Consider the following 25,322-nt stretch of genomic DNA (forward strand, 5'->3'; position numbering starts at 1 on the left):
CCCTTACAAAGCCAAATGCATGTTCAAATTCAAATTTTGACAAAACCCTGTGCTTAATCTTTGCAACAGAACCACTAAGTGTGGGGACGCGATGCATGGGATTCTAGAACTTCAGTTTGAGCCAGTTCTAAACCGGAACTTGTGATGTGTTTGAGAATTTTTTCGACTAGGCTCACGAAGCGAGCATCTTGTCGGTAGCGAGGGCGGGGCAAGTTAATCGGTAGATCGAGAGCAGGGCGACCTTCATCTAGCATAATGACGCGATCGCCTAATGCTACTGCTTCTTCCACATCATGAGTGACCAACAGTGCCGTAAATTGTTGCTGCTGCCACAGCGACTCAATCAAGCTCTGCATTTCGGTGCGAGTTAACGCATCCAAAGCACCTAGGGGTTCGTCTAACAGCAGCAAGCGGGGCTGTCGCGCAAGGGCACGTGCCAGAGCTACCCGTTGCCGCTGTCCACCTGATAGCTTTGCCACCCAATCACGAGTACGAGCCGCTAGACCAACTTGTTGCAGTGCCCAGAGCGCTTGTTCTTGCCAATTGTCACGTAGACCTAAGCCAACATTCTCGAGGACTCGCTTCCAGGGCAACAGCCGAGCATCCTGAAACATTACCCGTGCGTCGCTATTCAACTTTTTAATGGGTTGCCCATCCTGCAACACACCGCCAGCAGTAGGTCGATCAAGTCCAGCAACTAACCGCAACAATGTGCTTTTGCCGCAACCGCTGCGCCCGACGATCGCCACAAATTGCCCCGGTGGAATTTCTAAGTTAATGCCTCGCAGCACTGGATGTTGTCCAAAGCGTTTCTCAAGCCCGATAAGGTTCAAGCTTGCGCCCTTGGCTGAAGTTGTTACTACTGTTGTCATTGCCTACGTCCTTACGCTTGTGCCGATTGATAGCTTGGATGCCATTGCAGCAGCCATTGTTCTAGGAGTCGTGCCAAAATATCCGCTAGCTTGCCCAGCAGTGCATAGAGCAAGATACTAAAGACCACTACATCCGTTTGTAAAAACTCGCGAGCATTCATTGCCATATATCCAATGCCCGAGTCAGCCGCGATCGTTTCTGACACAATCAACGTGAGCCACATAATGCCCAGCGAAAAGCGCACACCGACCAAAATCGCTGGCAACGCACTTGGCAAGATGATTTGCCAAAACAATTCAAAAGGCTTTAGCCCGTAAACTTTACCCATCTCCAACAAGCCTTGATCAACGGTGTGTACTCCGTGATAAGTGTTGAGATAAATCGGAAACAAAACCCCGATCGACACTAAAAAAATCTTCGCCTCTTCATCAATGCCAAACCACAAAATCACTAATGGAATCAGTGCTAAATGTGGAATATTTCGCAACATCTGTAACGAGGTATCGAGCAGCTTTTCGGCAAAGGGAAAAATACCGTTGAGCAAGCCCAAAACAAAGCCGAGGCTGCCCCCGATCGCAAAGCCGATCAGCGCTCGGGCTGTACTGACATACAGGTTTCGCCACAGCTCACCAGTTGCAGCAAGATTCAACCCTGCTTGCACAACCGCCGTTGGTGCAGGTAGCACCCGTGACGGAACGATGCCTGTTTGCACAAGCAGTTGCCAACTCAGGAGGAGAAGAACCGGAACACTCCACGGAATCAGTCGCTGTAACTGTTTAGAAAGGAAATTAGACATTGCTGGAACGGTACGGTAAGAGAAAGATGTTTGGTGAGTTAAGTGGCGGTCGTGTCGCAGACAAACAGTCTGCTAGCAGCATTTAATCGACCGTTAATTGAGAAATTTGTTGTTGCTGAGGAAACGCCTCATTGGCAACCACTTCACCAAAGGGACTGAAGAGAACTTGTTGCTGAGTGGTTGGTAGATTGTCTAGTGGCAAGCGGGGAAAGAGTAATTCGGCGACACGGTAGGCTTCTTCTAAGTGGGGATAGCCAGAAAGGATGAAGGTGTCGATACCAAGCTCGCTGTATTCCAGCATGCGTGCTGCGACAGTAGCGGGATCACCAACCAATGCTGTGCCAGCACCGCCACGCACTAGCCCAACCCCTGCCCACAAATTAGGGCTAATTTCTAAGGCAGAGCGATCGCCCCCATGTAGTTGAGTCATCCGGCTCTGTCCCACTGAATCCATCCGAGCGTAGGCTTTTTGGGCAGTGGCGATCGCGGCTTCATCCACATAGCGAATGAGTTGATCGGCAGCATCCCAGGCTTCGCTTGTGGTTTCGCGGACAATCACATGCAGACGAATGCCAAACTTGAGTGTGCGTCCTTCAATTTCTGCCAACCTACGAGCGGCTGCAATCTTTGCTGCAACTTGCTCAGGTGGTTCGCCCCAGGTGAGATACACATCGACATGCTTCGCTGCGATTTGTTGTGCGATCGGAGACGAACCGCCAAACCACAAGGGTGGATAAGGGGTTTGTACAGGCAAAAACAGCAATTTGCTCCCTTCTACCTGGATGTGTTCGCCGCTAAAATCGGTCACGTTGCCCGTCATCATTTGTCGCCAAATGGTGAGAAATTCATCGGTAACATGGTAGCGATCGTCATGGCTGAGATGCACACCATCCCCTGCCAGTTCGACTGGATCACCGCCTGTCACGACGTTGATCAACAAACGCCCACCAGAAAGACGATCGAACGTTGCTGCCATGCGCGCTGCGACACCAGGCGACATCAGCCCAGGGCGAATTGCCACAAGAAACCGCATCCGTTGGGTATGCGTTACGAGAGTAGAGGCTACAACCCATGCATCTTCACACGATCGACCAGTAGGTAAGAGCGCGCCTGTATAACCAAGATGATCGACCGCCTGAGCAATCTGGCGCAGGTAGGCAAAATCGGTACTGCGTCCCCCTGTACTCGTTGCCAGGTAGCGTCCATCGCCATGAGTTGGAATAAATCAAAGTAGCTGCATAGTAAATCAAGTGAATCTTTGTGGCGCGATCGAGGACTACTTAGAAACAGCAAAAAATCATTGCTGCTTTAACTGTTAGCGGTCAGCTATCAACCTTTCTCCAACCGCTAACCGCTGCTGCATGATTGACCACAGCTATTTCGTTATTTGAGCAACAGTTTTAACTTCCACAGGTTTTGGCAAGAGCTTCAATTCGTAGAAGGTGTCAGCAATTTTTTGTTGGTCAGCAATAACATTGGGTTTAATGAGTTGAATGCCATAGGGCAGATGCTGGGCAATTTCTTGTAGTGTTGGCTCATCAATACCAAGCTGCGGTGAAAGAATTTTGGCAACTTCATTAGGGTTTGCTTTTGCCCACTCGCCTGTTTTTTCCAAGCTGGTAATAATGGCTTTCACCCGCTCAGGATATTTCTCACTAAAGGGTTTTGCTGCCAAATAAAACTGTCGATTGGGGGCTAAACCGTCAGCATCTTTAAGAATACGAGCATTCAATGATCGCTTTGCCGCAGTTAAATACGGGTCCCAAATAACCCAGGCATCAGCATCACCTTTTTCAAACACGGCGCGTGCATCTGCGGGTGGCAAAAAGATGGTTTTAACATCGGTGTACTTCAAACCAGCATCTTCCAAAGCCCTGACCAGCAAATAGTGGACGTTAGAGCCTTTGTTGAGCACAACTTTTTTGCCCTTTAGGTCTGCCACTGTTTTAAGCGCTGCATCCTGTTTAACAAGAATGGCTTCACCTTTGGGGTCGGGCAATTCATTAGCAATGTAGAGTAACGGCGCACCCGCAGCCTGAGCAAAAATGGGTGGCGTTTCCCCTGTGTTGCCAAAGTCAAGATTGCCTGTATTCAATGCCTCTAGCAGTTGCGGTCCACCTGGAAACTGCACCCACTGCACCGAAACGCCCTGCGCTTTGAACTCTTGCTCTAGTTCACCTCGCGCTTTAAGTAGTGCCAGCGTGCCGTATTTTTGGTAGCCAATTCTCACAACCGTGCTAGTTTCACCCTGTGGTGCACTACTGGCTACTGAGGCTGCACTGGGGGCGTTTGCAGGCGATGTTGCCGACTGCTTGCCGCAAGCGGTGAGGGAGATCCCAACACCTAGGGCGATCGCTAGCACGACTGTTCGCCCTAAACCATGCCATTGCTTAATTGAACCTCTAAGCGCTTGGATTGAAGCCATAATGAATCCTGTTAAATGAATTGAATCAATGCATTGAAACGCTGTTTTGAAGCTCTGTGATGCTGCTGTTACACCGCTTTCCAGATTGCATTCTTAACGTCGATGGGTTTGGGAATCAGCTTGAGTGTGTGAAAGGTATCGGCGATCGCTTGCTGTTCGGCGATCATTTCTGGCGTAATTGCTTCAAAGCCATAGTTCCGGCGCTGGTTGACCGTTTCTAAAATGGGTTGGTCGATCTTCAATAGCGGTGACAGCAGCGCAGCCACCTCACTAGGGTTAGCATCTGCCCACTTGGCAACGGCTTGAACTTCCTCACCGATCGCTTTGATCACATCAGGATACTTGTCAGCAAACTTGCGGGTCGCCAGATAAAAATCACGGTTAGCAACCAAGCCAGCACTATCACGAACGACGCGTGCCCCTGCCTGCTTTTGTGCCGCTGCGTAGAAAGGATCCCAGATCACCCAAGCATCCACGTTGCCTTGCTCAAAAGCCGAGCGCGCATCTGATGGCGATAGATAAACAGGTTTAATGTCTTCCCATTTCAAGCCACCCGCTTCTAACGCTTTAACGGCTAAATAATTAGCGCTCGAGCTTTTAGCAAAAGCAATTTTCTTACCCCTCAAATCAGCGATCGCTTGAATGGGAGAATCTTGCTTGACAAGCACTGCTGAACTTTTATCTTTAGGGGCGCTACCACCCACATAAACCAGCGGTACTCCTGCGGCTTGAGCAATGACAGGCGGCGCATCACCTGTGCGGGCAATGTCGATGCTGTCAGCATTTAGTGCCTCTAACATGGGTGGTCCTGACTGAAACTCGATCCATTCGACCGCCGTAATACCCAGCGGCTTGAGTCGCTCTTCCAATTTGCCTTTTGCTCTCACCAGCGTTAGTGGATCAAACTTTTGCCGACCGATACGTAAAACAACTGGTGCCGTCGGTGCGGTACTCGTACTGTCTGCTGATGTAGTGGTTGCAGTCTGACTACAGGCAGCAGTGGTCAGCGTTAGAACCAAGGCGATCACAAATAACATCGGCAAAACTGGCAGCGATCGCTGCAATCTCCCAATGCGTTGCCACCACACACTGACCTTTTGCCCGAGTCTCATTACATTAACTCCTCAACTTACTTTAAAACTGCAACACTTCCTAAACCACAGTAAGCCGATCAAATTAGTGTACTTACCTTGTTGAAAAGGCAGTATGGCACAAATGAAAAATCTTTTCAAGATACTCTCAACAAAAGATATAGTTTGTCGATTGACTTACCGGACTATAGAATTCTCAAGGCATACGGTCAAGTCACAAGGCGGTTCTTTTGAATGCACACTGGGCTTGTTTCCTAAGAAATAGACTTGCTTTCCCAAAAAGCTTATGTGATGATAAATCACTAAACTACGGTAAGTCGATAGATTTAATTGTTATTTGCTTGTAGTATTGGCGGTTGTGCACTCAGCGAGTTGCCAAACCTTTTTTTAGGTAAATCAATATTCTCGGTTGTGAGGGGTTAAGACATGGCAAAAGCGCCGTGGAATTTTGGCTGGATAATCGTTACAGTTTTGGGCATTGGTGTCGTTATGCCTGCGGCAAGGGCAGGCGATCGATCAATCAGCCTCACTCAGGCTTCACCAGCATCTACCAGCAACATCCAGACGGTAGACGTGTCCGAATCGACGCTTACCGCATCAAATGAAGCGCAGCCAGATGTCATAGATCAAGTGACATCTGTTTCACAGCTTTCTGATATTCAGCCTACAGATTGGGCTTTTCAAGCATTGCAATCGCTGGTTGAACGCTATGGAGTTATTGCTGGTTATCCTGATCAAACCTACCGTGGTAATCGTGCCCTAACACGTTATGAATTCGCAGCAGGTTTAAATGCTGCGCTAAACCGCATTGATGAACTATTAGCAGCCGGAACCGCAGATCTGGTGAAGAAGGAAGATTTAGCGGCAGTGCAGAAATTGCAGGAGGAGTTTGCAGCCGAATTGGCAACGCTGCGCGGTCGAGTTGATGCACTAGAAATTCGTGCTGCTACACTCGAAAAACAGCAGTTTTCAACTACGACAAAGCTGGTAGGAGAGGCGATTTTTGCGGTTGTTGATTTATTTGGCGATGCTAGCAGTAATTCCCCTAATAGAGACCAAGACAATTACAACACTACAGTCTCCGATCGTATTCGGTTAAATTTGTTGACGAGCTTTAGTGGTAAGGATTTACTTTTCACTCGTTTACAAGCTAATAACGTCATTGATCCTGGTCCGACTGCTGCCAGCGGCTTTACGGCTCCTGGCAATGAGGCGCGAATAAGTTTTGATCAACCAATTGACGACAACTCAGTTGCTATCCAACAACTGCGCTATAGCTTTCCACTTACTGACAATGTGCGTGTCACGCTTGTCGGTGCTGGTGTGAGTTACGTTGACATCATTGATGTAATCAATCCTTTGCAGAGCGACTCGGGCGGCACCATTTCTCGCTTTGGTCGCTTTAGCCCACTTTATCGCTACGGCAGTGGTGCTGGCATTGCAACCAATATTAGCTTGAGCAAGTCTTTGAAGCTTGAACTCGGTTATCTGGCAGGTGAAGCGGAGAATTCTAGCTTTGGCAATGGCTTGTTCAATGGCGATTATGCTGCTTTAGCACAGATAGTTTTTTCGCCTGGAAATTTAGGCAAAATCGCTTTTACCTACGTTAATGCCTATAACGATAATGGTTTGGGGCATGGCACTGGCAGCTTGCTCTCGAACCTATCAGGCAGAACTGTTTCGTCTAACTCCTACGGGGTTGAGGCTAACTTTAAGCTGATTAAAGGTCTAGAAGTAGGCGGCTGGGTTGGTTACACAAGCGCTCGTTCTTTAACCCGTGGTAGGAGAGGTGATGCCGATGTCTGGAACTTTGCCTTAACGCTGGCACTACCTGATTTAGGTAAGCGAGGGAACCTGGGTGGCATTATTTTTGGGATGCAGCCCCGCTTGACTGGCTCTGATCGTTCAATTGGTTTAGCGCAGAGACGCGATTCTGATACAGGTTTCCATCTTGAAGCGTTTTATCGCTACCGCATTAACAATAATATTGCCATTACACCAGGCATAATCTGGCTCACGGCACCCAATCATAATGATAGCAACGGTGACATTGTGGTTGGCGTGCTACGGACGACCTTTACGTTTTAGGTCGATCGCAGGACTTTCCATCCGAGGCAGCACACGCTGCAAGTTTATAGAGTCAGAGTTGAGCATAGCCAGAACCCTTCTGCACCAAAGGTTTTGAGGCTAACGCTCTGAATGTATAGGATTTGTAAGCTCATTCTGCAAACGCTGCGTTAACAAAATTGGCTCAACTAAGGCTGACATTGTGTCTCAGATACGCCTTCCTCTCATGTGCTTCAAAAATACGGTTAATCGATTGAATAATAGGAGTATACAGATGGACTACGGTGGCAAGATTGGTCGGTTCTCAATCAAACGGTTCGGGCTATACGTTTTAGCCTCTTTGTTTGCAGTTTTAGCAGTAACAAGCCTTTTGCAAATCGCCGCTCCAACTCAGGCTCAAGGGACTCAGGCTCCGGTGGCTCAGGTCGCTCAACCTAACAAGCCGACTGACGCTGTGCTGGATTGGAATGCGATCGCCCAAACTACCGTACTGACAGCTGCGGCACCTGCGCCGCAGCAATATCGCACACTAGCCATTGTTCATGCTGCCATCTTTGACGCTGTGAATGCGATCGATCGGCAATACACCCCATATGCTGTTGATATCAAAGCAGCAGGAGCCTCCCCTGATGCAGCCGTCGCAGCAGCGGCGCACACTGTTTTAACAAACTTGTATCCACTCCAAAAAGCCACACTGGCTGTAGCGTTTACTAAAGCATTGGCAAAGCTTAGCGAAGGGCAGCCAAAAACGGACGGCATTACCCTGGGTCAAACCGTTGCCGAAAAGCTGCTGTCGCTTCGCAACAATGATGGTGCTGATCAGAAAGTAGGCTACAGTGCCGAGCAAAAGGTTGGCGTATGGCAACCAACGCCACCACTCTTCCTACCAGCTATGTTGCCGTACTGGAGCACGGTCACGCCATTTGTGATTAAACGCGCTGACCAATTTAAGATTCCGGCACCATTGCCTCTAAACAGTGCCGCTTATGCAAAAGAGCTGAATGAGGTGAAACGGCTTGGAGGTAAAAACAGTACCGCTCGCACTCCTGACCAAACAGCAGCAGCCATTTGGTCAGCGGTTTCTCCAGTCGTCCTTTGGAATACAACCGCGAAAGCCGCCGCTACCGCGAAAGGAAATAGCCTTAGCGAGAATGCTCGACTGTTTGCACTACTCAACCTGGCGGGGGTTGATGCCTATATTGCTGGCTACGACGTGAAGTACAAATACAAACTCTGGCGACCTGCGATCGCCATCCCACAGGCAGATCAACTGGGCAATCCTGGTATCACAGCCGATCCAAACTGGGAAGCCTTGATCGTCACACCGAACCACCCAGACTATATCTCTGGGCACTGCGTTACCGCTGGTGCGGATGAACGCATCTTAGAAAACTTCTTTGGTAGTGATGCCGTGAAAGTCAACATCATTTTTCCGGCAAACGCAGGCGTAACCCGCAGTTTTACTAGCTTCTCGCAGATCTCCAAGGAGCTTGGAGAAACCCGCATTTGGGCAGGTGTCCATACCCGTACTGCTGATACTCAGGGTGATGTCTTGGGCAAAGCAGTGGGTGACTACGTTTTCCAAAATGCGCTCCGTCCTCTGAAAAGTTAGTGAGCACTAACCCTTCAGTTTTTTACCACCCTAAAACGTGTTCAGCTACAGCCTTCTGGGATGTCTAAACTACTTCGTCAAATTCGCTTTGCCAAAAGTTTTGGCATCCCCACATGAGGCAAGCATTTTAATCGTTGCACGGCACTTCATTGCAGTTTTGCTACCCTTACCCCCTTATGCTGTATGACTCTCAAGGGCTTGCGGTGACGACTGATTCACCAGTCGTCATTGCCCAGATCAATCGCTTCATCGACCAGGCACTGAGCTACGGCAAAGAGGCAGAAGATGCCATTCTCAAAGCAGTGATTGCCGATCGCACCTGCGCGATTGCTCATGCGTATGCTGCCGCCTACTTTCTGTGTCAAGAGAATGCCAACGATCGCCAGCACGCAACGCCGCACTTGAAGGCAGCGCAACGCCATCGTCCTGAAACGACACGGGAGCGGTGGTATATACAGGCGATTGCGGCGTGGGCAGCAGGCGACATTGATGAGGCGCTACGGTTGCACTGGGCAATCGCTCAAGATTATCCGCAAGACCTGCTTTCAGTCCAACAGGGACAATATCATCACTTCTACCGGGGGGATGCCACAAACCTGCTACGGCTTGCCGAAACGGTGTTGCCTGCCAACCAGTCAAAGCCTTATCTGTACGGCATGATGGCTTTTGGGTTGGAGCAGTGCGGTGATTTAAGCCAAGCAGAAGCGATCGGGCGACAGGCAGTTGCCTTAAACCGTTACGACCCGTGGGCACAGCACGCCGTCGCCCATGTGCTGGAAACGCAAGGTCGGGTGGCAGAAGGTCTCGCCTGGATGGAGAGCCATGCCGATACCTGGGAACGTTGCAACTCTATGCTCTACACCCACAACTGGTGGCATACTGCGTTGTATTACCTGGCATTAGGAGACTTGCAAACGGTACTGCGGCTCTATGACACCCACATCTGGGGCAAGGCAAACAAGACCTCACCTAAAGATCAGGTGGGTGCGATCGCCACGTTGCTGCGTCTAGAATTACGAGGGGTCAATGTGGGAAACCATTGGCAGGAGCTTGCCCCCTATCTCCATCAGCGTTTACACGAACATACCCTGCCCTTTCAAGATCTGCATTACATCTGTGCCCTATCCCGTGCTGGCTACTCTGATTGGGTAACGGAAATGCTCGACAGCTTAAACCACGTTGCAACCGTCAAGGCTTCCCGACAAAAAACTTGGTCTGACATTGTTCTCCCTGCGGCGAAAGGGATGGTTGCCTATGCCAACGGTGATTGGACAGCCGCCGTAACTCAACTGAAGCCCGTTTTGCCACAAATGCCTGATGTTGGTGGCAGTCGGACGCAACAGGCATTGTTTCAGCAGCTTTATCAGAAGGCGTTGTTCCATTGTGAGCAAGGTGATGGAGCGCTGTCGTCTTTGAGCCGTGTGCCTTTGCGAAAGCAGCCATCAGGCTACAAGCTGTCAGCCTTATCAGCCTAAAAGCCAGTCAAGCGGTGGTTACCATTCCATCACAGGCAACTCACAACGCATAGCCTGCATTTACCACCGCATCAAACATTTGAGCGATCGCGCCGTACTCGTGATCAGTCACAGCGGCGTAGCGTTCCATTGCCATCCGGTTCATTGCTGCTTGCAGTAGTGCATTCGGTTTGAGCAAAGCTGCTTGCACCTGTTGGATAAGCGCCTCACCCAAATGTTGAGCGAGCACAACAGGCGGCATCATGCAGGGACCAATGGATTCAATTACACGCAGCCCGGATAGCTCTGGAAAGAGGCGACATTCTTGTTCCAGGACGGTGCTATCAATCGCAGCACAAGCCACCTTTCCCTCTAAAACCCAACGCATTGAGTGCTGGTGTGAACCCGATTGCATCGCGCTGCTGAAAAAACGAGGGGCATTTTCTTGCAGCAGACGATCGCACAATAAATAGTAGCCACTGTTAGAACCAGGATCGTTGTAACAAACAGTGGCACCTGCCAGATCTGCAAAGCTGTGAAAGCCACTGTCAGCCTTAACCACCACATCGGCAAAGTAAAACGGACGGTTTTGATAACGAGACGCTTGCATGACGGGTGCGGCGATCGCACGGAGCTGCTTAGGTGCTACCCGTTGATAACGCACAAACGGTAGACCGCAGATAAACGCGAGATCCCATTGATCCTGATCTAATAAAGGGTCGTGAAGTGGATCACAATGGGCCTGCACAAGCTGAGTCTCTACTTGCAGCCTGCGCCCCAAAGAAGAAACGACTGCTTGATAAAACTCAAACCAATTCGGCGCAAGGTAAGAAACCGCCCTCAATTTAATTGGTGTTGTCGTGGGTGATCCTTGAGATTGCAGTTCGGCATCGCTGAAGGTATGAAGCATATCGGCATGAGAGCTGGGTTTTAGCAGTGGTTGTGTCGCAAATACTTCTGCTGGATGAACGCTCTGCATCGTTCACATTGTTCTAAGCAGCAGTGTTAAAGAGGGCTTCGATAACTTTCACTTGAGACATGCTGTCCCCTCGATCGAATCCTTGCACTTGGCTTGTGCAAATCATACTCATCACTTTAATTTCACTCAAGGTTTGTCCTGCCGTATTGAACGTCTTAAATCTCAGCATCGGCTCCACTATGCACTTGCTCGCTCTGTGCTCCTGCTTAGTAATGTTTTTCCAAGATGTCATTCCAAGCGGTTATTCCAATCTTTACTCTGCCGTAATTCAGTATGTCCGGCGAGCGTCTTGCAACGTCTCGAGCAAGGCTAGCTTCTTAATCAACGGTTCGCCAAAGCAATTACTTAAATTGTGTAGAGGTAACGCTCACTACTGAGACTGAATCTCCGCCATTGCAATGGTACATGTAGTGCAATAAGCGTTGATCGATCGACAAATTGCATTTTTTTATCAAAATTCCTTGCATCAGATGTTTTCCTATGGCAGTATGCATAAGGCGTAGAAAATACGGTTTCTCTACAAGGTTGCCGTAGTATTAAATTCATCCACTCTTGAAGGACCGATCATGCGACTGAACTCTCTTTGGGCGAAGTTGAAGAAGCCGCGTACATTTGCGTTTCTCGCGACTCTAGTTGCCAGTTTGCTTGTGATTCCGGTGTTGCCTGCCTCTATTCAAGCTGCCACCTCTAAGGCAACGATTCAGTTTGTCGCTCCTGACTGGGTTGCGGCTCATGCTAAAGATGCTAATTTGAGCGTCTTGGATGTCCGAACAGCTCCATTGGAGTACATTGCTGGACATCTGCCCAGTGCAGTTAATATTGCTGATAGCAATTTTAGAGGACCTAACGGCGTTTTACCGGTGCAATACTGGGATAACACCAAGTTGGCTGATACCTTTTCAAAGGCGGGCGTATCCAATCGCAGTAAGGTGCTGGTCTATTCCAGTGGCAATGATGTGTTGGGTGCAACGATGGTAGCTTACCTACTAGAGCGCTCTGGGGTAAAGGAGATCGCTGTTTTAGATGGCGGTTACGCTGGCTATAAAAACGCTAACCAGCCTGTCACCAAAGAGTTTCTCCGTTATTCCCCTGGTAAATTTGTCTTGAAAGATGATCCTTCAATTCGAGTGAATCTAAGCCAGGTGCAGAATTTGATCGGCAAGCCAGGAGTAGTGTTTATCGATCCACGCCCACCGGAACTATTCCGGGGCGAGAAAGACATCTGGATTCGTAACGGGCATATTCCTGGTGCTAAAAACATTCCGTGGCCTACCTTCACTGAAGCTAATAATGCTCAGGAAAGCTTAAAGAATCCACACAAACTAAAATCTCTTAGTGAGATCCGTGCGTTGCTTGCTGAGCGGGGTATTAAGCCATCTGATGACATCGTCGTCTCTTGTAGCACGGGACGTGAGGCAACTCTACAGTACGTTGTGCTGAAGCACCTGTTGGGTTATCCCAAAGTTCGGGTCTATGAAGGCTCCTGGACAGAGTACAGCACAACCGACTTACCAGTTGCGACTGGACCTGAAAAAACGTTAACCTCAACAACAAATTGAGAGATTTACCATGAATTTTGTGCGTTCAATGACGATCGCGCTTGCACTGAGCCTGGGAACCATTGCCCTGATCAACACAATGGGTCATCCCGTTGCCCAAGCGAGCTGCGATCCACCACCCTCTGACCCTCCTAAGCAACCTCCAAAGAAGTGATTCAGACTGATTCATTCACAACCCCTCTGAGATCGCAACGTTTGATTGTTGCGATCGCACTTTCTCTCTTTACAGCAGGCGCGATTGCCCTTACCCCTTATGGATGGAAGCAAAGTGCTCTCTTTTTAATTGGTGGTTTGCTGGGCATGACGCTTTACCACGCCAGCTTTGGCTTTGCGTCGGCTTACCGCAAGCTTCTGGTTGATCGCGATGTGCGTGGCATGTATGCCCAACTTGTGATGCTGGCGATCGCAACCCTTTTATTTGCTCCTGTTTTGGCGAATGGCTCTGTCTTTGACCAATCGGTACGAGGGGCAATTTCCCCAGTAGGGGTACAGGGAGCGATCGGTGCCTTTCTATTCGGCATTGGGATGCAGCTAGGTGGAGCCTGTGGCTGTGGCACACTCTACACTCTTGGCGGTGGCAGTCTTCCAATGGTGATTACCCTGATTACTTTCTGCATCGGTGCCTTTTGGGCAAGTCTGACTCGTCAGCTATGGGCTGGCTTACCCGCCACTCCACCGATCGCGCTCGGTACAAGCATCGGCTGGGTGGGGGCAGTCGTGCTTCAACTTGTGGTGTTCATGCTACTTGCTGGAGTTTTGCGTTGGTGGAGCAATCGTAGGCAAGAGGCACCAAGCAGTGAACAGACAAAATCAGCGCAACCATTTTCTCTCTTGCGCGGTCCCTGGTCTTTGGTCACAGGGGCGATCGTTCTGGCTGTGCTTAACTGGCTGACACTAATATTATCTGGGCAGCCTTGGCGCGTTACATGGGGCTTTGCTCTCTGGTCAGCCGAAGTTGCCAGTTCTCTAGGTTGGGACTCAACCACTAGCCCCTTCTGGAGTAGTGAAGCGGCACAGCAGTCTCTTAGCCGGGGAGTGTTTGCCGATGTCAGTTCCGTGATGAATATGGGGATTGTTTTGGGGGCACTATCGGCAGCAGCCTTAGCAGGACGGTTGCTATTCAAATTCCAGCTTTCACGCTTATCGTTAGTAGCAACCTTGATCGGCGGTTTAGTGATGGGCTATGGCGCATTTCTTGCCTACGGTTGTAATGTCAGCGCCTTTTTTGGTGGGATTGCTTCAACCAGCCTGCACGGTTGGGTTTGGATTCTCTGCGCTCTAGTTGGAACAGCGGTAGGACTACGTTTGCGTCCCTTGTTTCGCTACTAGTTGTCTAACCTGTTGGCATTATCTTGATACCGTTTGGGGCGATCGATATGTTCCAGAACAGATCAAAAGAACGTCATCTCAAACAAGAACTTTTAATGGGTGTGGCAGTTTCACACCCTTCTTATTGTGCTGACGGTGCAACTAAAAATTGTGGATATTTCAGCCTTTATTGCTGTTGAGCAGATATTAAATCTAGATACTCTGTTACCTTCCGCTTACTCAGCCAAGTGATAGGAAAAGTGATGACAGATACCCTTCTCCTGTCTGCCCTCAGCTTTGGTGGGGGCATTGATGATTAGAGTTAGCACTTTACAGGTGCTCAAACAATCCCACATCTTTAACTTGGATGCAGTTCTACTGCAATTGATTGGTTTCGCAATGCTGTTTGTTAACGTAAGTTCGTTGAACGCCGGAGCCTTTCTCGCTTGGGCTTGAGCGAAGTGATGACGATGCTCCAAAGGATCGGCTTCGTCAATGCTGTCGCCTTTCACGGCTCTGGTTTTCGCACCTTCAAGGCGTTTTATACTTTGTGTATGTTGCCGCACTGGCGATGTGCCTTTCCTAAGGTGTTTCGTTACACCCGTTTTATCGAGCTGATGCCGTAGTGCTTGATGCGCTTGTGCTGCTTCTGACACATGCGCCAAGGCAACTGCACCGGAAGCGCGTTCATCGACTCAACTCCCCTTGCGGTGTGTCATCCTGCGAGGGCGCACGCACACAAGGTTTTCTCAGGACAAGCGCAATGGGGTAAGTACTCCGTGGGCTGGCACTTTGACTTCAAACTCCACCTGATTGTCAATGAAGGCGAGTTGCTGATGCTTAAGCTGACGCCTTGAACACCGACAGCCGTAAGCCCGTGCCTGACTTGAGCCAGGTCTTACTGGGCAAACTGTTCGGCGATCGTGGCTATGTCTCGCAAGCCTTGTTTCAACAGCTATACGAGCGCGGCTTACAACTCATCACGAAGTCTAAGAAGAACATGAAAAGCTGCCTGGTTAAGCGCATCGACAAAATCTTGCTACGCAAGCAGGCACTCATTGCATCGACTAACAACTAGCTCAAGCACATAAGTCAGATTGAATACTCACGCCTCAGTGCTTTGCACACCCTTGGGGAACGCCGTTGGTTCAAATTCCCTAGTCAACTTGCTCTGCCCTTGACGTCAGTGCATGACCATACCTTGAAGTCACGTTTGCCCATAGCAGCAATGCTGAGGCTGCCATCCTTTCATCATTGAACTTAGGCAGCACCTAAGGACTTTTCGTGCGATCGTGCACCCCTTGATCCAGTCACTTATTAGCATTTCTTTACAGAAGTACGGAAAATGTTATGCTTCGCGTGTAGTAAGGGAAGAATAGAACAACATCCGCTTTAAGGATGTAGTGCGAGTACACTCACTAGCCTTATCGGCAGTAGGAAGCGATTTATGTCAGTGACCGGTCTGATCCAAGGACTCAATGCGTTTCACAGCGACTACTTCACCACCAATCGAGCACTGTTTGAACGACTGTCGAATGGGCAGACACCTGAAGTTCTCTTCATTACTTGTTCCGATTCACGGATTGATCCCTGCTTAATCACCCAGTCTCAGCCCGGTGAACTCTTCGTGATGCGGAATGTCGGTAACATCATTCCGTCTTATGGTGCCGCTAGTAGTGCTGAAGCTGCTGGGGTAGAGTATGCGGTCGCTGGAGTTGGTGTGCGGGATATCATTGTTTGTGGTCATTCCCACTGTGGGGCTATGAAGGGGTTGCTGCAAATCGGCACGTTGAGTGAGCAGATGCCGCTGGTCTACGACTGGTTGAAGCGCCATGGCGAAGCGACGCGGCGGTTGGTGTTAGATAATTATGCACACGTGGAGCCTGAGCGCTTGCTCAAGATCGCGATCGAGCAGAATGTGTTGACGCAGATCGAGAATTTAGAAACGTATCCTGTCGTGCGGTCCAAATTGCATAGCGGGCAACTGAATCTGCATGCTTGGATGTACGAAATCGAGACTGGTAAGGTTTTCGCTTATGATGCGGGCTTACGACAATTTACGCTGCTGCGGCAACGCTCCTTCCCGGTGCCTGACCCCTTGATTACAACGATTCCAGCGTAAGCAGGGAAACCATAATGATCGGTCATCACACTGAAATCACGTTTCACAATGGAGATTAGGTTTACAGGTTGCAAGCCTTCATGCGATGAAAAAGGCGTTCTGCTTGCCAAGTCCAAGCAGAACCTGGTTCAGTCATCTCCATCATCCAATAAAATGATGGAAGTTCACCTTGAGGGGCATTTGAGGAAAAAGTTAGCTCAGGATACTGGTACGAGTTATTTGCAGCTTTCCATGCAACTTGAGTGGAGAAAACTTCAAAGGCTTCATCCCAATCGCTGGCATAGATCTTTGCAGCACGTTCCCAAATTGGTCGCTGTACACTAAAACCAAAATTTCCTCTACTATGCTTAATCCATAACCGATCAATTTTTTGTAAGTCATTGCAAGAAATTCTTTCTATTAAGTTTTCATCTTTTGATTGCCACCACTTCCGGTCAGAAGCTTTAAGCATGACCTGGGCAGTTTCTTGGTCTGCCTCTTTCCAGTTTTTTGCTATCAACAAATTCTCTAAGTGGGAGTAGTTTATAGGGCGAGTTTGCCAATAGAAAATGACTGATAATCCTAATATTAAAGCTGCCCATCCTGCCAACCATCTACTTTTTAACATTCAAACTTGTTTCACCTCTTCTGCATCGAATTAGCCAGTACGATCGCCATTAGCACCACAGGATAGCCCTTACCAGCGATCGCGCTTGGATGACTGCTCATTTCTACCTGCCGCAAACGTGCTGTTGTTACTCACCACACTCTGATTGGACAGAATAACATCGGCATTCCCATTGCCATTTGCAGCAGCCGTAAAGGCTAAATTAGAAAGACGTAAGTTGAGGAGCAAAGCGAAAGGATCAAAAGCCAGATCCCGCCAATCACTTTATCCTTCAGCCCTTATCCCTTATTCTTTCTTTCCCCATGCCTACCTACACTGGAATTTCCAGCGAAGCCTTCCGCCATCCGCTCGATCGTCAAGCCGAACAAGCGCTTCGTAGCGTTCCTGGTTTTGATCTGGTTGCACGTACCTTTGTCGAGTTTCTCTCTGAGCGTCCGCAGTTTGTCTATCAGATGGGCAACAGCATCCAGGTAGGACCGCGCCAATACTCCAACATTTATCAAATTTTTCGAGAATGTGTCCGCGACCTGGATATGCATCCAGAACCCGTTCTCTTTATCTCCCAAGATCCGTTTGTGAATGCGCTGGCGCTGGGGCAGGAGTTTCCCAGCATGGTTCTCAACAGCGGCTTGCTGGATTTGCTCGACGACCACGAACTGCGAACCGTTATTGCTCATGAACTGGGTCATATTAAGTGCGGTCACACCACACTAGTGCGGATGGCGCTTTGGGTGAATCAAATTATTTCTGGGCTGGCAGAGCGCACCTTTGGGTTGAGCAATCTAGTGACAACGGGGCTACTGCTGGCATTTGCAGAATGGAAGCGCAAAGCGGAACTCTCTGCCGATCGCGCCGCTCTCCTGGTAGCAGACGACCTCAGCCCAGTGCTGCACAGCATGATGAAGATTGCAGGCGGCAGCAGCAAACACGCTCATGAAATTAGTCTAGATGAATTTATCCGACAATCAGAACGCTATCAGGAACTTGACCAGGATGGGCTAAACCAGGTCTACAAATTTTTTCTATACAACAACCTTTCAACAGGCATTTTTCTCACCCATCCATTTACCGTAGAGCGTGTGCATTTTTTGCGCGAGTGGTCAGTTTCGGATGACTATCGGCAGATTCAGCGAGGTAACTATCCCCGTGCAGGGGCTGAAGGCTCTGTTGACGTACCCTCAGCAACAGCGGCAAACCCCTCGTCAACGTCCAGAGCCGAAGTGGATGAGCTGCGCCGTCAAATTGAGGAACTGCAACGTGAGATCGATCGCGCTAAGCGATCGGAGTAACTGACTTCAAACAAAAAAGGATTCCTAATGGCTGTTTTAGGAATCCTTTTAATGGGTCATTTTGGGCAACCGTGCTTAACCGATCAGGTCTAATGAGTTGCAGTTGCAGGTGGAATGCCAAGAATGGCATAAGGGAACCCACTTCCTAACTGTTCTATCAGTGGATGTGCTGCCGATTCACAGCCTAACAACAGCAGTGCTGCTGATTCTGCCTGAGCGACACATCGCAGTTCCGCAGCAACTGAACCAAAGCGAAGATGCGTTTTTAGCGACCCACGCCATTCGTCTGCCATGTGACGAGCCTGCCAAAGAATTAGATCTGCCTGGTCAAACTGGTTTAACTGGCAGGCAGCAGTCGCTCTTACGGGCAATTCAGCCACAGCACCATAGGCACGATTTCCTATTTCGGCATGACGATAACTTCTACCGATCGCGCTAGGATACAACGCCTCGTCACCACCCTGATCACCAACAAGGTGTGCGGGCAGCGAAGAAAAGGGTTGACATTTCTCTTCTAGAGGGACAACATAGACAACCTGCACAACCACCTGCTTGCCTGTTGCCAACCGCGTCTGATGGGCGATCCACAGAGTTAGATCCAGTGCTGTCTGACTACGCGGAGAACCATTGTAGCCAACCAGTAGATTAATTTCTTTCGTCGATCGCGCTTCCGATGAAGTAGCTGGCACTAGCACCATTTGCTTGGTGAGGTCAGAGCAGCCTAATGCATCTTGCAGACGTGCAAGCATTGATAAGATATTCACGGTTTAACCTCTCAAGAATAAAGTGTACGAGAGGTGGGTCAGGTAACGGGTACAGTAACGCTTGCCTGGCGCTCAACTAGTACCCACAAGGAGACTCCATAACCATAGCTGGTGAAGCAATAGTTTTGGGTTACTCCTCCCACTGCCGACGGAGTTAGCTGCCGGGCTAAGACTGGAAGGTGTCTCTCTCGGCATGACCGAGATTAGCCCCAATAAATTGGTTCCTCCGCTTGAGTTACATAACGGGCGCAGTTTCCTGTCCAGCGTCCACTCAAATTAGGCTTACCCACTGATGTTGGTTAAGGAAGCACCGCTGCCAAAGGGCAAGATGCCTCATTGATGCGCTTGAATCATCACATTGAGCCACTAGCTTACTGCTTTTAAGGCAGAGGCGTTGTGACTGTGTTGACTAAACGCTAATCACCCTTTGACAATATAGCCCACAGCAGACAGATTGCCATCTGCCCTCAAGTGCTATTTACAAAGGAACGCTTAAAGCGTAAAAGACCTTGAAGGAGGCGATCCCCGGTTTCTCCTTATTCAAGGAGGAAGCTATTAAGTCTGAGGTTACTCGTCGCACCACTTTTCATTGGCACCCGCGCTTCTAGGCACTGACTTGATAAACCGTACCGGAGCTAGGAACGGCTACACGCTGCAAGCAAGTGGCATTAATGGAGAGCGACCCCACGAAGACGCAACACGAGAGAGTGGATTTAGGGTCAAGATATATGATGGATGAACGATCGTAAAACGTCGGTTGCTTTGTCTCCACCACGGTTAGGATTTTTGGGCGTGACTGTTTCTCCTTTAGCGTCAGGGCTAGACCTGAAAACTCTGTTTCCCTTCGATCTGGATGATTTTCAACAGCAGGCGATCGCTGCGTTGGAAGCAGGGCGATCGGTCGTTGTCTGTGCCCCTACAGGATCGGGTAAAACGCTGATTGGAGAGTATGCCATCCATCGGGCGCTGAAGCGAGGGCGGCGAGTGTTTTACACGACTCCCCTTAAAGCACTCTCGAACCAAAAGCTGCGTGACTTTCGAGAGCTTTTTGGCAACGACAACGTGGGACTGTTGACGGGTGATATTTCCGTGAATCGGGATGCACCCATCCTGGTGATGACGACGGAAATTTTTCGCAATATGCTGTACGGCACGCCGATCGGGGAAGTAGGCACCTCCCTTACAGGTGTGGAAGCAGTTGTGCTAGACGAATGCCACTACATGAACGATCGCCAGCGGGGCACTGTTTGGGAAGAGTCAATTATCTACTGTCCACCCGAAATTCAATTAGTGGCACTGTCTGCCACAGTTGCCAATAGCGATCAGTTGACCGATTGGATCCATCAAGTTCATGGTCCTACCGATCTAATTTATTCAGATTTTCGACCCGTCCCGCTAGAGTTTCACTTCTGCAACCCCAAGGGCTTGTTTCCACTACTCGATGACAGTCAGAAGCGCATTAATCCTCGCCTCAAGCTCAAGGGGGGCAGAGGTGCTGCACCAGGAAAACGAGGACCACGGCAGGAAAGCCCAAACCTGGCGTTTGTGCTAAGTCAGCTACGGCAAAAGGATATGCTGCCTGCGATCTACTTCATCTTTAGTCGGCGGGGCTGCGACCAGGCAGTGTCAACGGTCAGCGATGCGCCGTTATCAATGGTGAATGAGGTAGAAGCCGCACAATTGCGAACCCAGATTGATACCTTTCTAGCGCTGAACCCCGAAGCTGGACGAGCGGGACAAATCGAGCCGCTGTATCAAGGGATTGCTGCACACCATGCCGGGATTTTACCAGCTTGGAAAGGGCTGGTAGAAGAACTCTTCCAGCAGGGCCTCATTAAGGTTGTTTTTGCCACAGAAACGCTGGCAGCGGGTATCAATATGCCGGCTCGAACAACGGTGATTTCTAGCCTGTCGAAGCGAACCGATCTGGGGCACCGCCTTCTAAACGCCTCCGAGTTCTTGCAGATGGCAGGGCGGGCAGGACGGCGTGGGATGGATAGCCAGGGGCACGTAGTCACGGTACAAACACCGTTTGAGGGAGCAAAAGAGGCGGCATACTTAACCACTGTGGGGGCTGACCCGCTGGTAAGCCAATTTACACCCAGCTACGGTATGGTGCTGAATTTGCTGCAAACCCATACGCTGGAAGAAGCTCAGGAGTTGGTGGAGCGCAGTTTTGGGCAATATCTCTCGACGCTGTATCTACGCCCGCAACAGGAAGCGATCGCCCACTTAGAAGCCGAGCTTGCCCAACTACGATCGCAGTTAGAAGCCGTGGACTGGGATCTGCTGGCGCAGTATGAAAAGCTGCAAGAGCGCATGAAGGAAGAGCGCCGATTGCTAAAAATTCTGCAAGACCAGGCAAACGAACTGCGCGCAGGTGATTTGCCTGTGGCATTGTCATTTGCAATCGCGGGCACGGTGCTGAGCCTTAAGGGTAGCAATGTGCCAGTTGCTCAGCCGATGCCAGCCGCGCTCGTGATGAAAATTCCTGGTTCTGGTCAGTTTCCTTACCTGATTTGCTTGGGACAGAACAACCGCTGGTATGTCGTCACTGTTGGCGATGTTGTGGGGCTACGGGGCGAAATTCCTCGACTGAGTGGTGTCGATCATTTGGCTCCACCGCCAGAGCTGCCCTTGAAACCAGGACAGATGAAGTCTGGGAACGAGGCAACAGCCGTCATCGCTCGCCAAATTCCGGCTTTACCATCCCCAATGGACGATGCACCCGAAGTGTATGAGCAGCTTCAGCGTATGGAAGGAGTGCAGCGACAAATCGAGTCTCATCCAGTCAACAGTTGGGGCAATCGCCCGACCATTCTCAAACGGCAAAAGCGGATCAGCGCGGTGCAAACCGAAATTGCTGATCGCAAAAGCAAGCTCGATCGACAGTCTCAGCAGCACTGGCGAGAGTTTCTTGATTTGATTGAAATTCTGCAACACTTTGGTTGCCTGGATGACTTAACACCGACGCCCTTAGGGCAAGCAGCCGCTGCCATTCGGGGCGATAACGAACTCTGGCTCGGTCTAGCGCTCATGTCGGGTGAACTCAACGTCCTCGATCCACACCATCTGGCAACCGCCTGCGCTGCCCTGGTTACCGAAGTTTCTCGCCCCGATAGCTGGACGCGCTATGACCTTTCCAGCGAAGTCGAAGAAGCACTGGGAGGCTTGCGGGGCATTCGTCGTCGCCTGTTCCAGTTTCAGCGTAAGTATCAGGTGGTGCTACCAGTCTGGCTAGAATATGAGCTAGTCGGCTTGGTAGAGCAGTGGGCGCTTGGTGTGGAATGGACAGAACTCTGCTCCAATACCAGTCTCGATGAAGGCGATGTTGTCCGCATTTTGCGCCGTACGCTAGATGTGCTTTCACAAATTCCCCACGTGCCCCATGTGCCTACTGAGCTTAAAAACAATGCTAAACGCGCTATGCAACTCATCGATCGCTTCCCCGTGAAAGAGGGCGTTTGATAGAGAATCCCTTTTGCTGTCATTAATAGGAGACCTTGAGCAATATCAGAAGTACCTTCAGACGATCGTGCAGCAGTGCATCTAGCCACCCCCTTGCTGTCATACCGTTGTCATAGTTCGCAGTCAAACTAAAAGAGTAAACCGAATATATTGAGTTGATAAACCAATCATGTTCCGTTCTGTTTTAGTCCGTTCTGCTCTAAAGCGTCAGCTTGCGCCAGCCGTTTCTTTAGGCATAAGTGCGATCGTCAGTAGTTTGTTGGCAACGTCTGGGGTACCTGCAGTCGCAACATCGTCTGCGCCAGAGAGAATACAACTGGTTAATGCAACCAGAGCACCAGAAGTACCATTAGCCGAGCGCGTCTCTGTAATGGCGATCGCCTTCGGTGGCAGCGTGGCAATCTGTTTGGGAGCAAATAAGCTACTCGATCGTGGTCAGCTCCAGCCGTCTACACAGCGATCGTTTGGAACGATAGCCTTTCACCCAGCCAATGGCGCTACGTTTACGCAAGCAAGTCGCTCCCTTCGGCGCAAGCTTCTTCGCTTGGTGCATGACGATCGTGCACTGGCAGAACGCCTGTTTACGCAAGCAACGCTCAGGTACGCAGGCAACTCGCCCAATTGGTACGTCGAGAAAGTCATCTATGATCTAGAGCGCGATCGGGGCAGGTTTTAGGAGGAGTGCTGTTACCCTAGTGAGACGCGATGCAGAGCGCGATCGTCACTGTTTGTAGCCCATCGGGATGTTGTTGACAGGTTACTTCGCCTCGCTGCACTTCAATACGGCGGCAGCAAAGGATAATTTCAGTCGCGAAGTCTCGACTACCAGCAGGAGCAAACCGTTGTGCTGTAATGCGGAGATTGATACGATCGCCAAGGCTTTCAGCCCCCAAGACAACAGGTGAAACCGCGTCGGAATATTTGAGGCTTCTAGCTAAAAGGTCGGTCAACACTGCCTCAACGAGTTCTTGATCGGCAAGTGCCGGTGGTAAATCAGAGGCAATCTCGTAGATTAAACGGTTAGTACTACCGTCTTTGGGGTTCCGCCAGTGGCGGCTCACCGCAACTAAAAGCGGTTCCAGCGTCAATGGTTCAAGCTTAACCTCAACCTTACCCGCCTCTAATTTTTGCAACAGCATCGTGTCTGACATTAGGTCACACAGGCTATTGACCTCGTTTTGCATCGAATGCAGGTGCTCGTACCAAAGAGCTGATTCTTCGCTTGTGGTAATGAGCGACTGTAAATGTACGTCTAGCGTATCAAGCGATCGTCCTACCCGTCTTTCAAGCGAAGCAATGATCACTTTTTGGGCTGCTAAATACTTTTTTAGCGCCTCGGTTTCAAGCTGCAACTGTTGCAGTGAAGCAGATTGTGGTTGAGTAGAAGCGACTGATGGGGACATCTTGTCCAGGAGCAATAGTGATCTCTACTGACAGTTATAGCCTGCATTGTTAAGAAAAGTAACAGAATTGCCAGGTTTTCCCATAAATTTACCTTTTCTTAAGGCTAGGCGTTGAAAGCGCAGCAGTCGCATCTCACGATTTTTTGTCTAAATTTGCTCGAGCATTACGCCGCAGCATCCAGGGTTTGATTCGTTTTAAGGCGGAGCCTGTAAAGCGTCGCTCGTACTCTTCATCAGTCAGGTCAGCTAGTTCTGGCAATGTAGCAGTGACATTCCAGGGATGCGGTTGGAGGTCAGCCACATCCGTGGGCTGGGCAAAGCGTTGATTCCAGGGGCAGACATCCTGACACACATCGCAGCCTGCAACCCATCCCTGAAGATGAGGAACGATCGCCTCTGGTAACGTTTCTGCCCGGTTTTCGATCGTGTGATACGCGATGCAGCGATTTGCATTCACGACTTGCGGTTGCGGAATAGCACCCGTCGGGCACGCATCCATACAGCGCGTACAGGTGCCACAGTGGGCTGTGTGTGGGCGATCGGGTGCAAGCGTCAGATTCGTCAGCACTTCTCCCAAAAACACCCAGGAGCCGTAGTCGCGTGTAATCAGATTGCCATTCTTCGCCACCCAGCCAATGCCCGCTTGCTGCGCCCATACTTTGTCCTGCACTGGTCCTGTATCAGCATAGAAACGAGCCTCCACAGCATCACTCTGCTGTCGAATCCAGGCTGTCAGCGCTTTCAGCTTTTTGTGCAGCACCTTGTGGTAATCGCGTCCCCAGCCATAACGGGCAATTTTTGCAGTGGCGCTGTCAGGACGATCGGCTGGACTGTAGTAGTTCAGCGCCACACAAATGACAGACTGCACATCGGGCATGACCTGGTGAATTTCTTGCCGCTTGGGGTTCTCCATCCAGTTCATGTCGGCGTGATAGCCCTTCTGTAACCAGGTGCTTAAGCTCATAGTTGGCTTAGTCGCTAGCTCAGTTGGTGCAGAGTCGATCGCTGCAATGCCAACCTTATGAAAGCCTAGCTCCAGCGCTTTTTGTTTGATCTGAGTTTCTAAGTTCTGAGCCTCCATGTTCTGAGCCTCCAGATTTATAGCGCATTCGTTAAGGCGGATGAATCAGCTTGCTCATGACTCCACCGCTTGCCGACTGCATCACCTTATTCTTTCACTCCTTCACCCTTCTACCCCTTCACTGCTTACTCATTAAGCTTGCTTCAAGAGCCTTTCTGTTGGTGCGATCGAAAGCGTCCGGCAAAAAACTCTCGCTCTTTAAGATGTTTGGTACTGCGTCCCGTGACTCGCTTGCGCCACATTTTGAAGCTCGACGCTTGCATTTCTCGGCGCATGAGGGCAATCACCTGTTTTTCGAGCAGCCCAAACTGTTGTTCGATCGCCTCAAACGGTGTGCGGTCTTCCCATGCCATTTCAAGAACGCGATCGATCGTTGCACTATCAAGGTCTGGAAGATTCATACCAACGTTACAGTGGAGTCCAA

Annotated in this window: 23 protein-coding genes and 1 riboswitch; of the genes, 11 read left to right on the forward strand and 12 right to left on the reverse strand. The window is 50.0% G+C overall.

The genetic code is table 11. From position 1 onward, the window contains the following. Window positions 1-74 precede the first annotated feature (74 nt). The 5 genes from H6F86_RS17635 to H6F86_RS17655 all read right to left on the reverse strand — a co-directional run bounded on the left by H6F86_RS17635 (window position 75) and on the right by H6F86_RS17655 (window position 5,206). Window positions 75-872, reverse strand: a complete 798-nt coding sequence (locus tag H6F86_RS17635) for an ATP-binding cassette domain-containing protein (RefSeq protein WP_190450037.1) — start codon at window positions 870-872, stop codon at window positions 75-77. 11 nt (window positions 873-883) lie between these two features. Beyond that, window positions 884-1,669, reverse strand: a complete 786-nt coding sequence (gene ssuC / locus H6F86_RS17640; protein ID WP_190450038.1) for an aliphatic sulfonate ABC transporter permease SsuC — start codon at window positions 1,667-1,669, stop codon at window positions 884-886. Window positions 1,670-1,751: 82 nt separating this feature from the next. Beyond that, complete coding sequence (gene ssuD, locus H6F86_RS17645) at window positions 1,752-2,891, reverse strand: FMNH2-dependent alkanesulfonate monooxygenase (protein WP_347240650.1); 1,140 nt, start codon at window positions 2,889-2,891, stop codon at window positions 1,752-1,754. Window positions 2,892-3,044: 153 nt separating this feature from the next. Further along, window positions 3,045-4,094, reverse strand: coding sequence for a sulfonate ABC transporter substrate-binding protein (locus H6F86_RS17650; protein WP_190450039.1), 1,050 nt, complete (start codon window positions 4,092-4,094; stop codon window positions 3,045-3,047). Between the two features lie 68 nt (window positions 4,095-4,162). Next, a complete protein-coding gene (locus H6F86_RS17655; RefSeq protein ID WP_199305354.1) occupies window positions 4,163-5,206 on the reverse strand; it encodes a sulfonate ABC transporter substrate-binding protein in 1,044 nt (347 codons plus the stop codon). Window positions 5,207-5,611: 405 nt separating this feature from the next. Here H6F86_RS17655 and H6F86_RS17660 point away from each other — a divergent pair, with 405 nt between their 5' ends. From H6F86_RS17660 to H6F86_RS17670, 3 genes are all read left to right on the forward strand, one after another. Then, the gene (locus H6F86_RS17660; protein WP_190450040.1) at window positions 5,612-7,273 is read left to right on the forward strand and encodes an iron uptake porin; all 1,662 of its coding nucleotides are present in this window, start codon (window positions 5,612-5,614) and stop codon (window positions 7,271-7,273) included. Between the two features lie 253 nt (window positions 7,274-7,526). Continuing rightward, window positions 7,527-8,864, forward strand: coding sequence for a vanadium-dependent haloperoxidase (locus tag H6F86_RS17665; RefSeq protein ID WP_190450041.1), 1,338 nt, complete (start codon window positions 7,527-7,529; stop codon window positions 8,862-8,864). Window positions 8,865-9,040: 176 nt separating this feature from the next. After that, window positions 9,041-10,339, forward strand: a complete 1,299-nt coding sequence (locus H6F86_RS17670) for a tetratricopeptide repeat protein (protein ID WP_199305355.1) — start codon at window positions 9,041-9,043, stop codon at window positions 10,337-10,339. A gap of 40 nt (window positions 10,340-10,379) precedes the next feature. Here H6F86_RS17670 and H6F86_RS17675 read toward each other — a convergent pair whose 3' ends face one another. After that, window positions 10,380-11,297, reverse strand: a complete 918-nt coding sequence (locus tag H6F86_RS17675; RefSeq protein ID WP_242033579.1) for a PhnD/SsuA/transferrin family substrate-binding protein — start codon at window positions 11,295-11,297, stop codon at window positions 10,380-10,382. 566 nt (window positions 11,298-11,863) lie between these two features. Between H6F86_RS17675 and H6F86_RS17680 the strand changes: the two genes are divergently transcribed. The 5 genes from H6F86_RS17680 (at window position 11,864) to H6F86_RS17705 (ending at window position 16,286) form a co-directional block, all read left to right on the forward strand. Then, complete coding sequence (locus H6F86_RS17680; protein WP_190450042.1) at window positions 11,864-12,856, forward strand: sulfurtransferase; 993 nt, start codon at window positions 11,864-11,866, stop codon at window positions 12,854-12,856. 10 nt (window positions 12,857-12,866) lie between these two features. Then, complete coding sequence (locus tag H6F86_RS17685; protein WP_190450043.1) at window positions 12,867-13,010, forward strand: hypothetical protein; 144 nt, start codon at window positions 12,867-12,869, stop codon at window positions 13,008-13,010. Then, the gene (locus tag H6F86_RS17690) at window positions 13,007-14,185 is read left to right on the forward strand and encodes a YeeE/YedE family protein (RefSeq protein ID WP_190450044.1); all 1,179 of its coding nucleotides are present in this window, start codon (window positions 13,007-13,009) and stop codon (window positions 14,183-14,185) included. Before H6F86_RS17685 ends, H6F86_RS17690 begins: the two co-directional genes overlap by 4 nt. An 832-nt stretch (window positions 14,186-15,017) precedes the next feature. Next, the gene (locus tag H6F86_RS17700) at window positions 15,018-15,242 is read left to right on the forward strand and encodes a transposase (RefSeq protein ID WP_190450046.1); all 225 of its coding nucleotides are present in this window, start codon (window positions 15,018-15,020) and stop codon (window positions 15,240-15,242) included. Between the two features lie 369 nt (window positions 15,243-15,611). Beyond that, window positions 15,612-16,286 (forward strand): carbonic anhydrase, encoded by a 675-nt coding sequence (locus H6F86_RS17705; RefSeq protein ID WP_190450047.1) that lies wholly within the window; start codon window positions 15,612-15,614, stop codon window positions 16,284-16,286. Between the two features lie 61 nt (window positions 16,287-16,347). On the opposite strand, the gene H6F86_RS17710 is transcribed toward H6F86_RS17705, so the two are convergent. Then, window positions 16,348-16,893 (reverse strand): GUN4 domain-containing protein, encoded by a 546-nt coding sequence (locus tag H6F86_RS17710; protein WP_190450048.1) that lies wholly within the window; start codon window positions 16,891-16,893, stop codon window positions 16,348-16,350. A 69-nt stretch (window positions 16,894-16,962) separates the two neighbouring features. Next, window positions 16,963-17,121 (reverse strand): hypothetical protein, encoded by a 159-nt coding sequence (locus H6F86_RS17715; protein ID WP_190450049.1) that lies wholly within the window; start codon window positions 17,119-17,121, stop codon window positions 16,963-16,965. A gap of 74 nt (window positions 17,122-17,195) precedes the next feature. Between H6F86_RS17715 and H6F86_RS17720 the strand changes: the two genes are divergently transcribed. Continuing rightward, window positions 17,196-18,182 (forward strand): M48 family metalloprotease, encoded by a 987-nt coding sequence (locus tag H6F86_RS17720; protein ID WP_190450050.1) that lies wholly within the window; start codon window positions 17,196-17,198, stop codon window positions 18,180-18,182. Window positions 18,183-18,271: 89 nt separating this feature from the next. Here the strand turns inward: H6F86_RS17720 and H6F86_RS17725 are convergent, their stop codons facing one another. After that, window positions 18,272-18,946 (reverse strand): universal stress protein, encoded by a 675-nt coding sequence (locus H6F86_RS17725; RefSeq protein ID WP_347240604.1) that lies wholly within the window; start codon window positions 18,944-18,946, stop codon window positions 18,272-18,274. 128 nt (window positions 18,947-19,074) lie between these two features. After that, window positions 19,075-19,205: riboswitch (cyclic di-AMP (ydaO/yuaA leader) on the reverse strand. 476 nt (window positions 19,206-19,681) lie between these two features. Here H6F86_RS17725 and H6F86_RS17730 point away from each other — a divergent pair. Next, window positions 19,682-22,414: an RNA helicase gene (locus H6F86_RS17730; RefSeq protein WP_190450051.1), complete on the forward strand. Its 2,733-nt coding sequence runs from the start codon at window positions 19,682-19,684 to the stop codon at window positions 22,412-22,414. A gap of 169 nt (window positions 22,415-22,583) precedes the next feature. Then, window positions 22,584-23,090: a hypothetical protein gene (locus H6F86_RS17735; RefSeq protein WP_190450052.1), complete on the forward strand. Its 507-nt coding sequence runs from the start codon at window positions 22,584-22,586 to the stop codon at window positions 23,088-23,090. Window positions 23,091-23,106: 16 nt separating this feature from the next. Here H6F86_RS17735 and H6F86_RS17740 read toward each other — a convergent pair whose 3' ends face one another. From H6F86_RS17740 to H6F86_RS17750, 3 genes are all read right to left on the reverse strand, one after another. Next, complete coding sequence (locus H6F86_RS17740) at window positions 23,107-23,817, reverse strand: HAMP domain-containing histidine kinase (protein ID WP_190450053.1); 711 nt, start codon at window positions 23,815-23,817, stop codon at window positions 23,107-23,109. 133 nt (window positions 23,818-23,950) lie between these two features. After that, the gene (queG, locus tag H6F86_RS17745; protein WP_190450054.1) at window positions 23,951-24,898 is read right to left on the reverse strand and encodes a tRNA epoxyqueuosine(34) reductase QueG; all 948 of its coding nucleotides are present in this window, start codon (window positions 24,896-24,898) and stop codon (window positions 23,951-23,953) included. A 143-nt stretch (window positions 24,899-25,041) separates the two neighbouring features. Then, window positions 25,042-25,299 carry a TIGR03643 family protein gene (locus H6F86_RS17750; protein ID WP_190450055.1) on the reverse strand — a complete coding sequence of 86 codons (258 nt, stop codon included), beginning with the start codon at window positions 25,297-25,299 and terminating at the stop codon, window positions 25,042-25,044. Between the last annotated feature and the right edge of the window lie 23 nt (window positions 25,300-25,322).

Source organism: Phormidium sp. FACHB-592 (assembly GCF_014695795.1).
In the GTDB taxonomy this organism is placed as follows: Bacteria; Cyanobacteriota; Cyanobacteriia; order Leptolyngbyales; family Leptolyngbyaceae; genus Stenomitos.

What these genes read in the sequence shown, in the direction of transcription:
- H6F86_RS17710 (WP_190450048.1), bottom strand. Translation starts at nt 16,893, where the DNA reads ATGTTAAAAAGTAGATGGTTGGCAGGATGGGCAGCTTTAATATTAGGA.
- H6F86_RS17635 (WP_190450037.1), bottom strand. Translation starts at nt 872, where the DNA reads ATGACAACAGTAGTAACAACTTCAGCCAAGGGCGCAAGCTTGAACCTT.
- H6F86_RS17670 (WP_199305355.1), top strand. Translation starts at nt 9,041, where the DNA reads ATGCTGTATGACTCTCAAGGGCTTGCGGTGACGACTGATTCACCAGTC.
- H6F86_RS17720 (WP_190450050.1), top strand. Translation starts at nt 17,196, where the DNA reads ATGCCTACCTACACTGGAATTTCCAGCGAAGCCTTCCGCCATCCGCTC.
- H6F86_RS17650 (WP_190450039.1), bottom strand. Translation starts at nt 4,094, where the DNA reads ATGGCTTCAATCCAAGCGCTTAGAGGTTCAATTAAGCAATGGCATGGT.
- H6F86_RS17660 (WP_190450040.1), top strand. Translation starts at nt 5,612, where the DNA reads ATGGCAAAAGCGCCGTGGAATTTTGGCTGGATAATCGTTACAGTTTTG.
- H6F86_RS17655 (WP_199305354.1), bottom strand. Translation starts at nt 5,206, where the DNA reads ATGAGACTCGGGCAAAAGGTCAGTGTGTGGTGGCAACGCATTGGGAGA.
- H6F86_RS17675 (WP_242033579.1), bottom strand. Translation starts at nt 11,297, where the DNA reads ATGCAGAGCGTTCATCCAGCAGAAGTATTTGCGACACAACCACTGCTA.
- H6F86_RS17680 (WP_190450042.1), top strand. Translation starts at nt 11,864, where the DNA reads ATGCGACTGAACTCTCTTTGGGCGAAGTTGAAGAAGCCGCGTACATTT.
- H6F86_RS17685 (WP_190450043.1), top strand. Translation starts at nt 12,867, where the DNA reads ATGAATTTTGTGCGTTCAATGACGATCGCGCTTGCACTGAGCCTGGGA.
- H6F86_RS17740 (WP_190450053.1), bottom strand. Translation starts at nt 23,817, where the DNA reads ATGTCCCCATCAGTCGCTTCTACTCAACCACAATCTGCTTCACTGCAA.
- H6F86_RS17730 (WP_190450051.1), top strand. Translation starts at nt 19,682, where the DNA reads ATGAACGATCGTAAAACGTCGGTTGCTTTGTCTCCACCACGGTTAGGA.
- H6F86_RS17705 (WP_190450047.1), top strand. Translation starts at nt 15,612, where the DNA reads ATGTCAGTGACCGGTCTGATCCAAGGACTCAATGCGTTTCACAGCGAC.
- H6F86_RS17750 (WP_190450055.1), bottom strand. Translation starts at nt 25,299, where the DNA reads ATGAATCTTCCAGACCTTGATAGTGCAACGATCGATCGCGTTCTTGAA.
- H6F86_RS17665 (WP_190450041.1), top strand. Translation starts at nt 7,527, where the DNA reads ATGGACTACGGTGGCAAGATTGGTCGGTTCTCAATCAAACGGTTCGGG.
- H6F86_RS17735 (WP_190450052.1), top strand. Translation starts at nt 22,584, where the DNA reads ATGTTCCGTTCTGTTTTAGTCCGTTCTGCTCTAAAGCGTCAGCTTGCG.
- queG (WP_190450054.1), bottom strand. Translation starts at nt 24,898, where the DNA reads ATGGAGGCTCAGAACTTAGAAACTCAGATCAAACAAAAAGCGCTGGAG.
- ssuC (WP_190450038.1), bottom strand. Translation starts at nt 1,669, where the DNA reads ATGTCTAATTTCCTTTCTAAACAGTTACAGCGACTGATTCCGTGGAGT.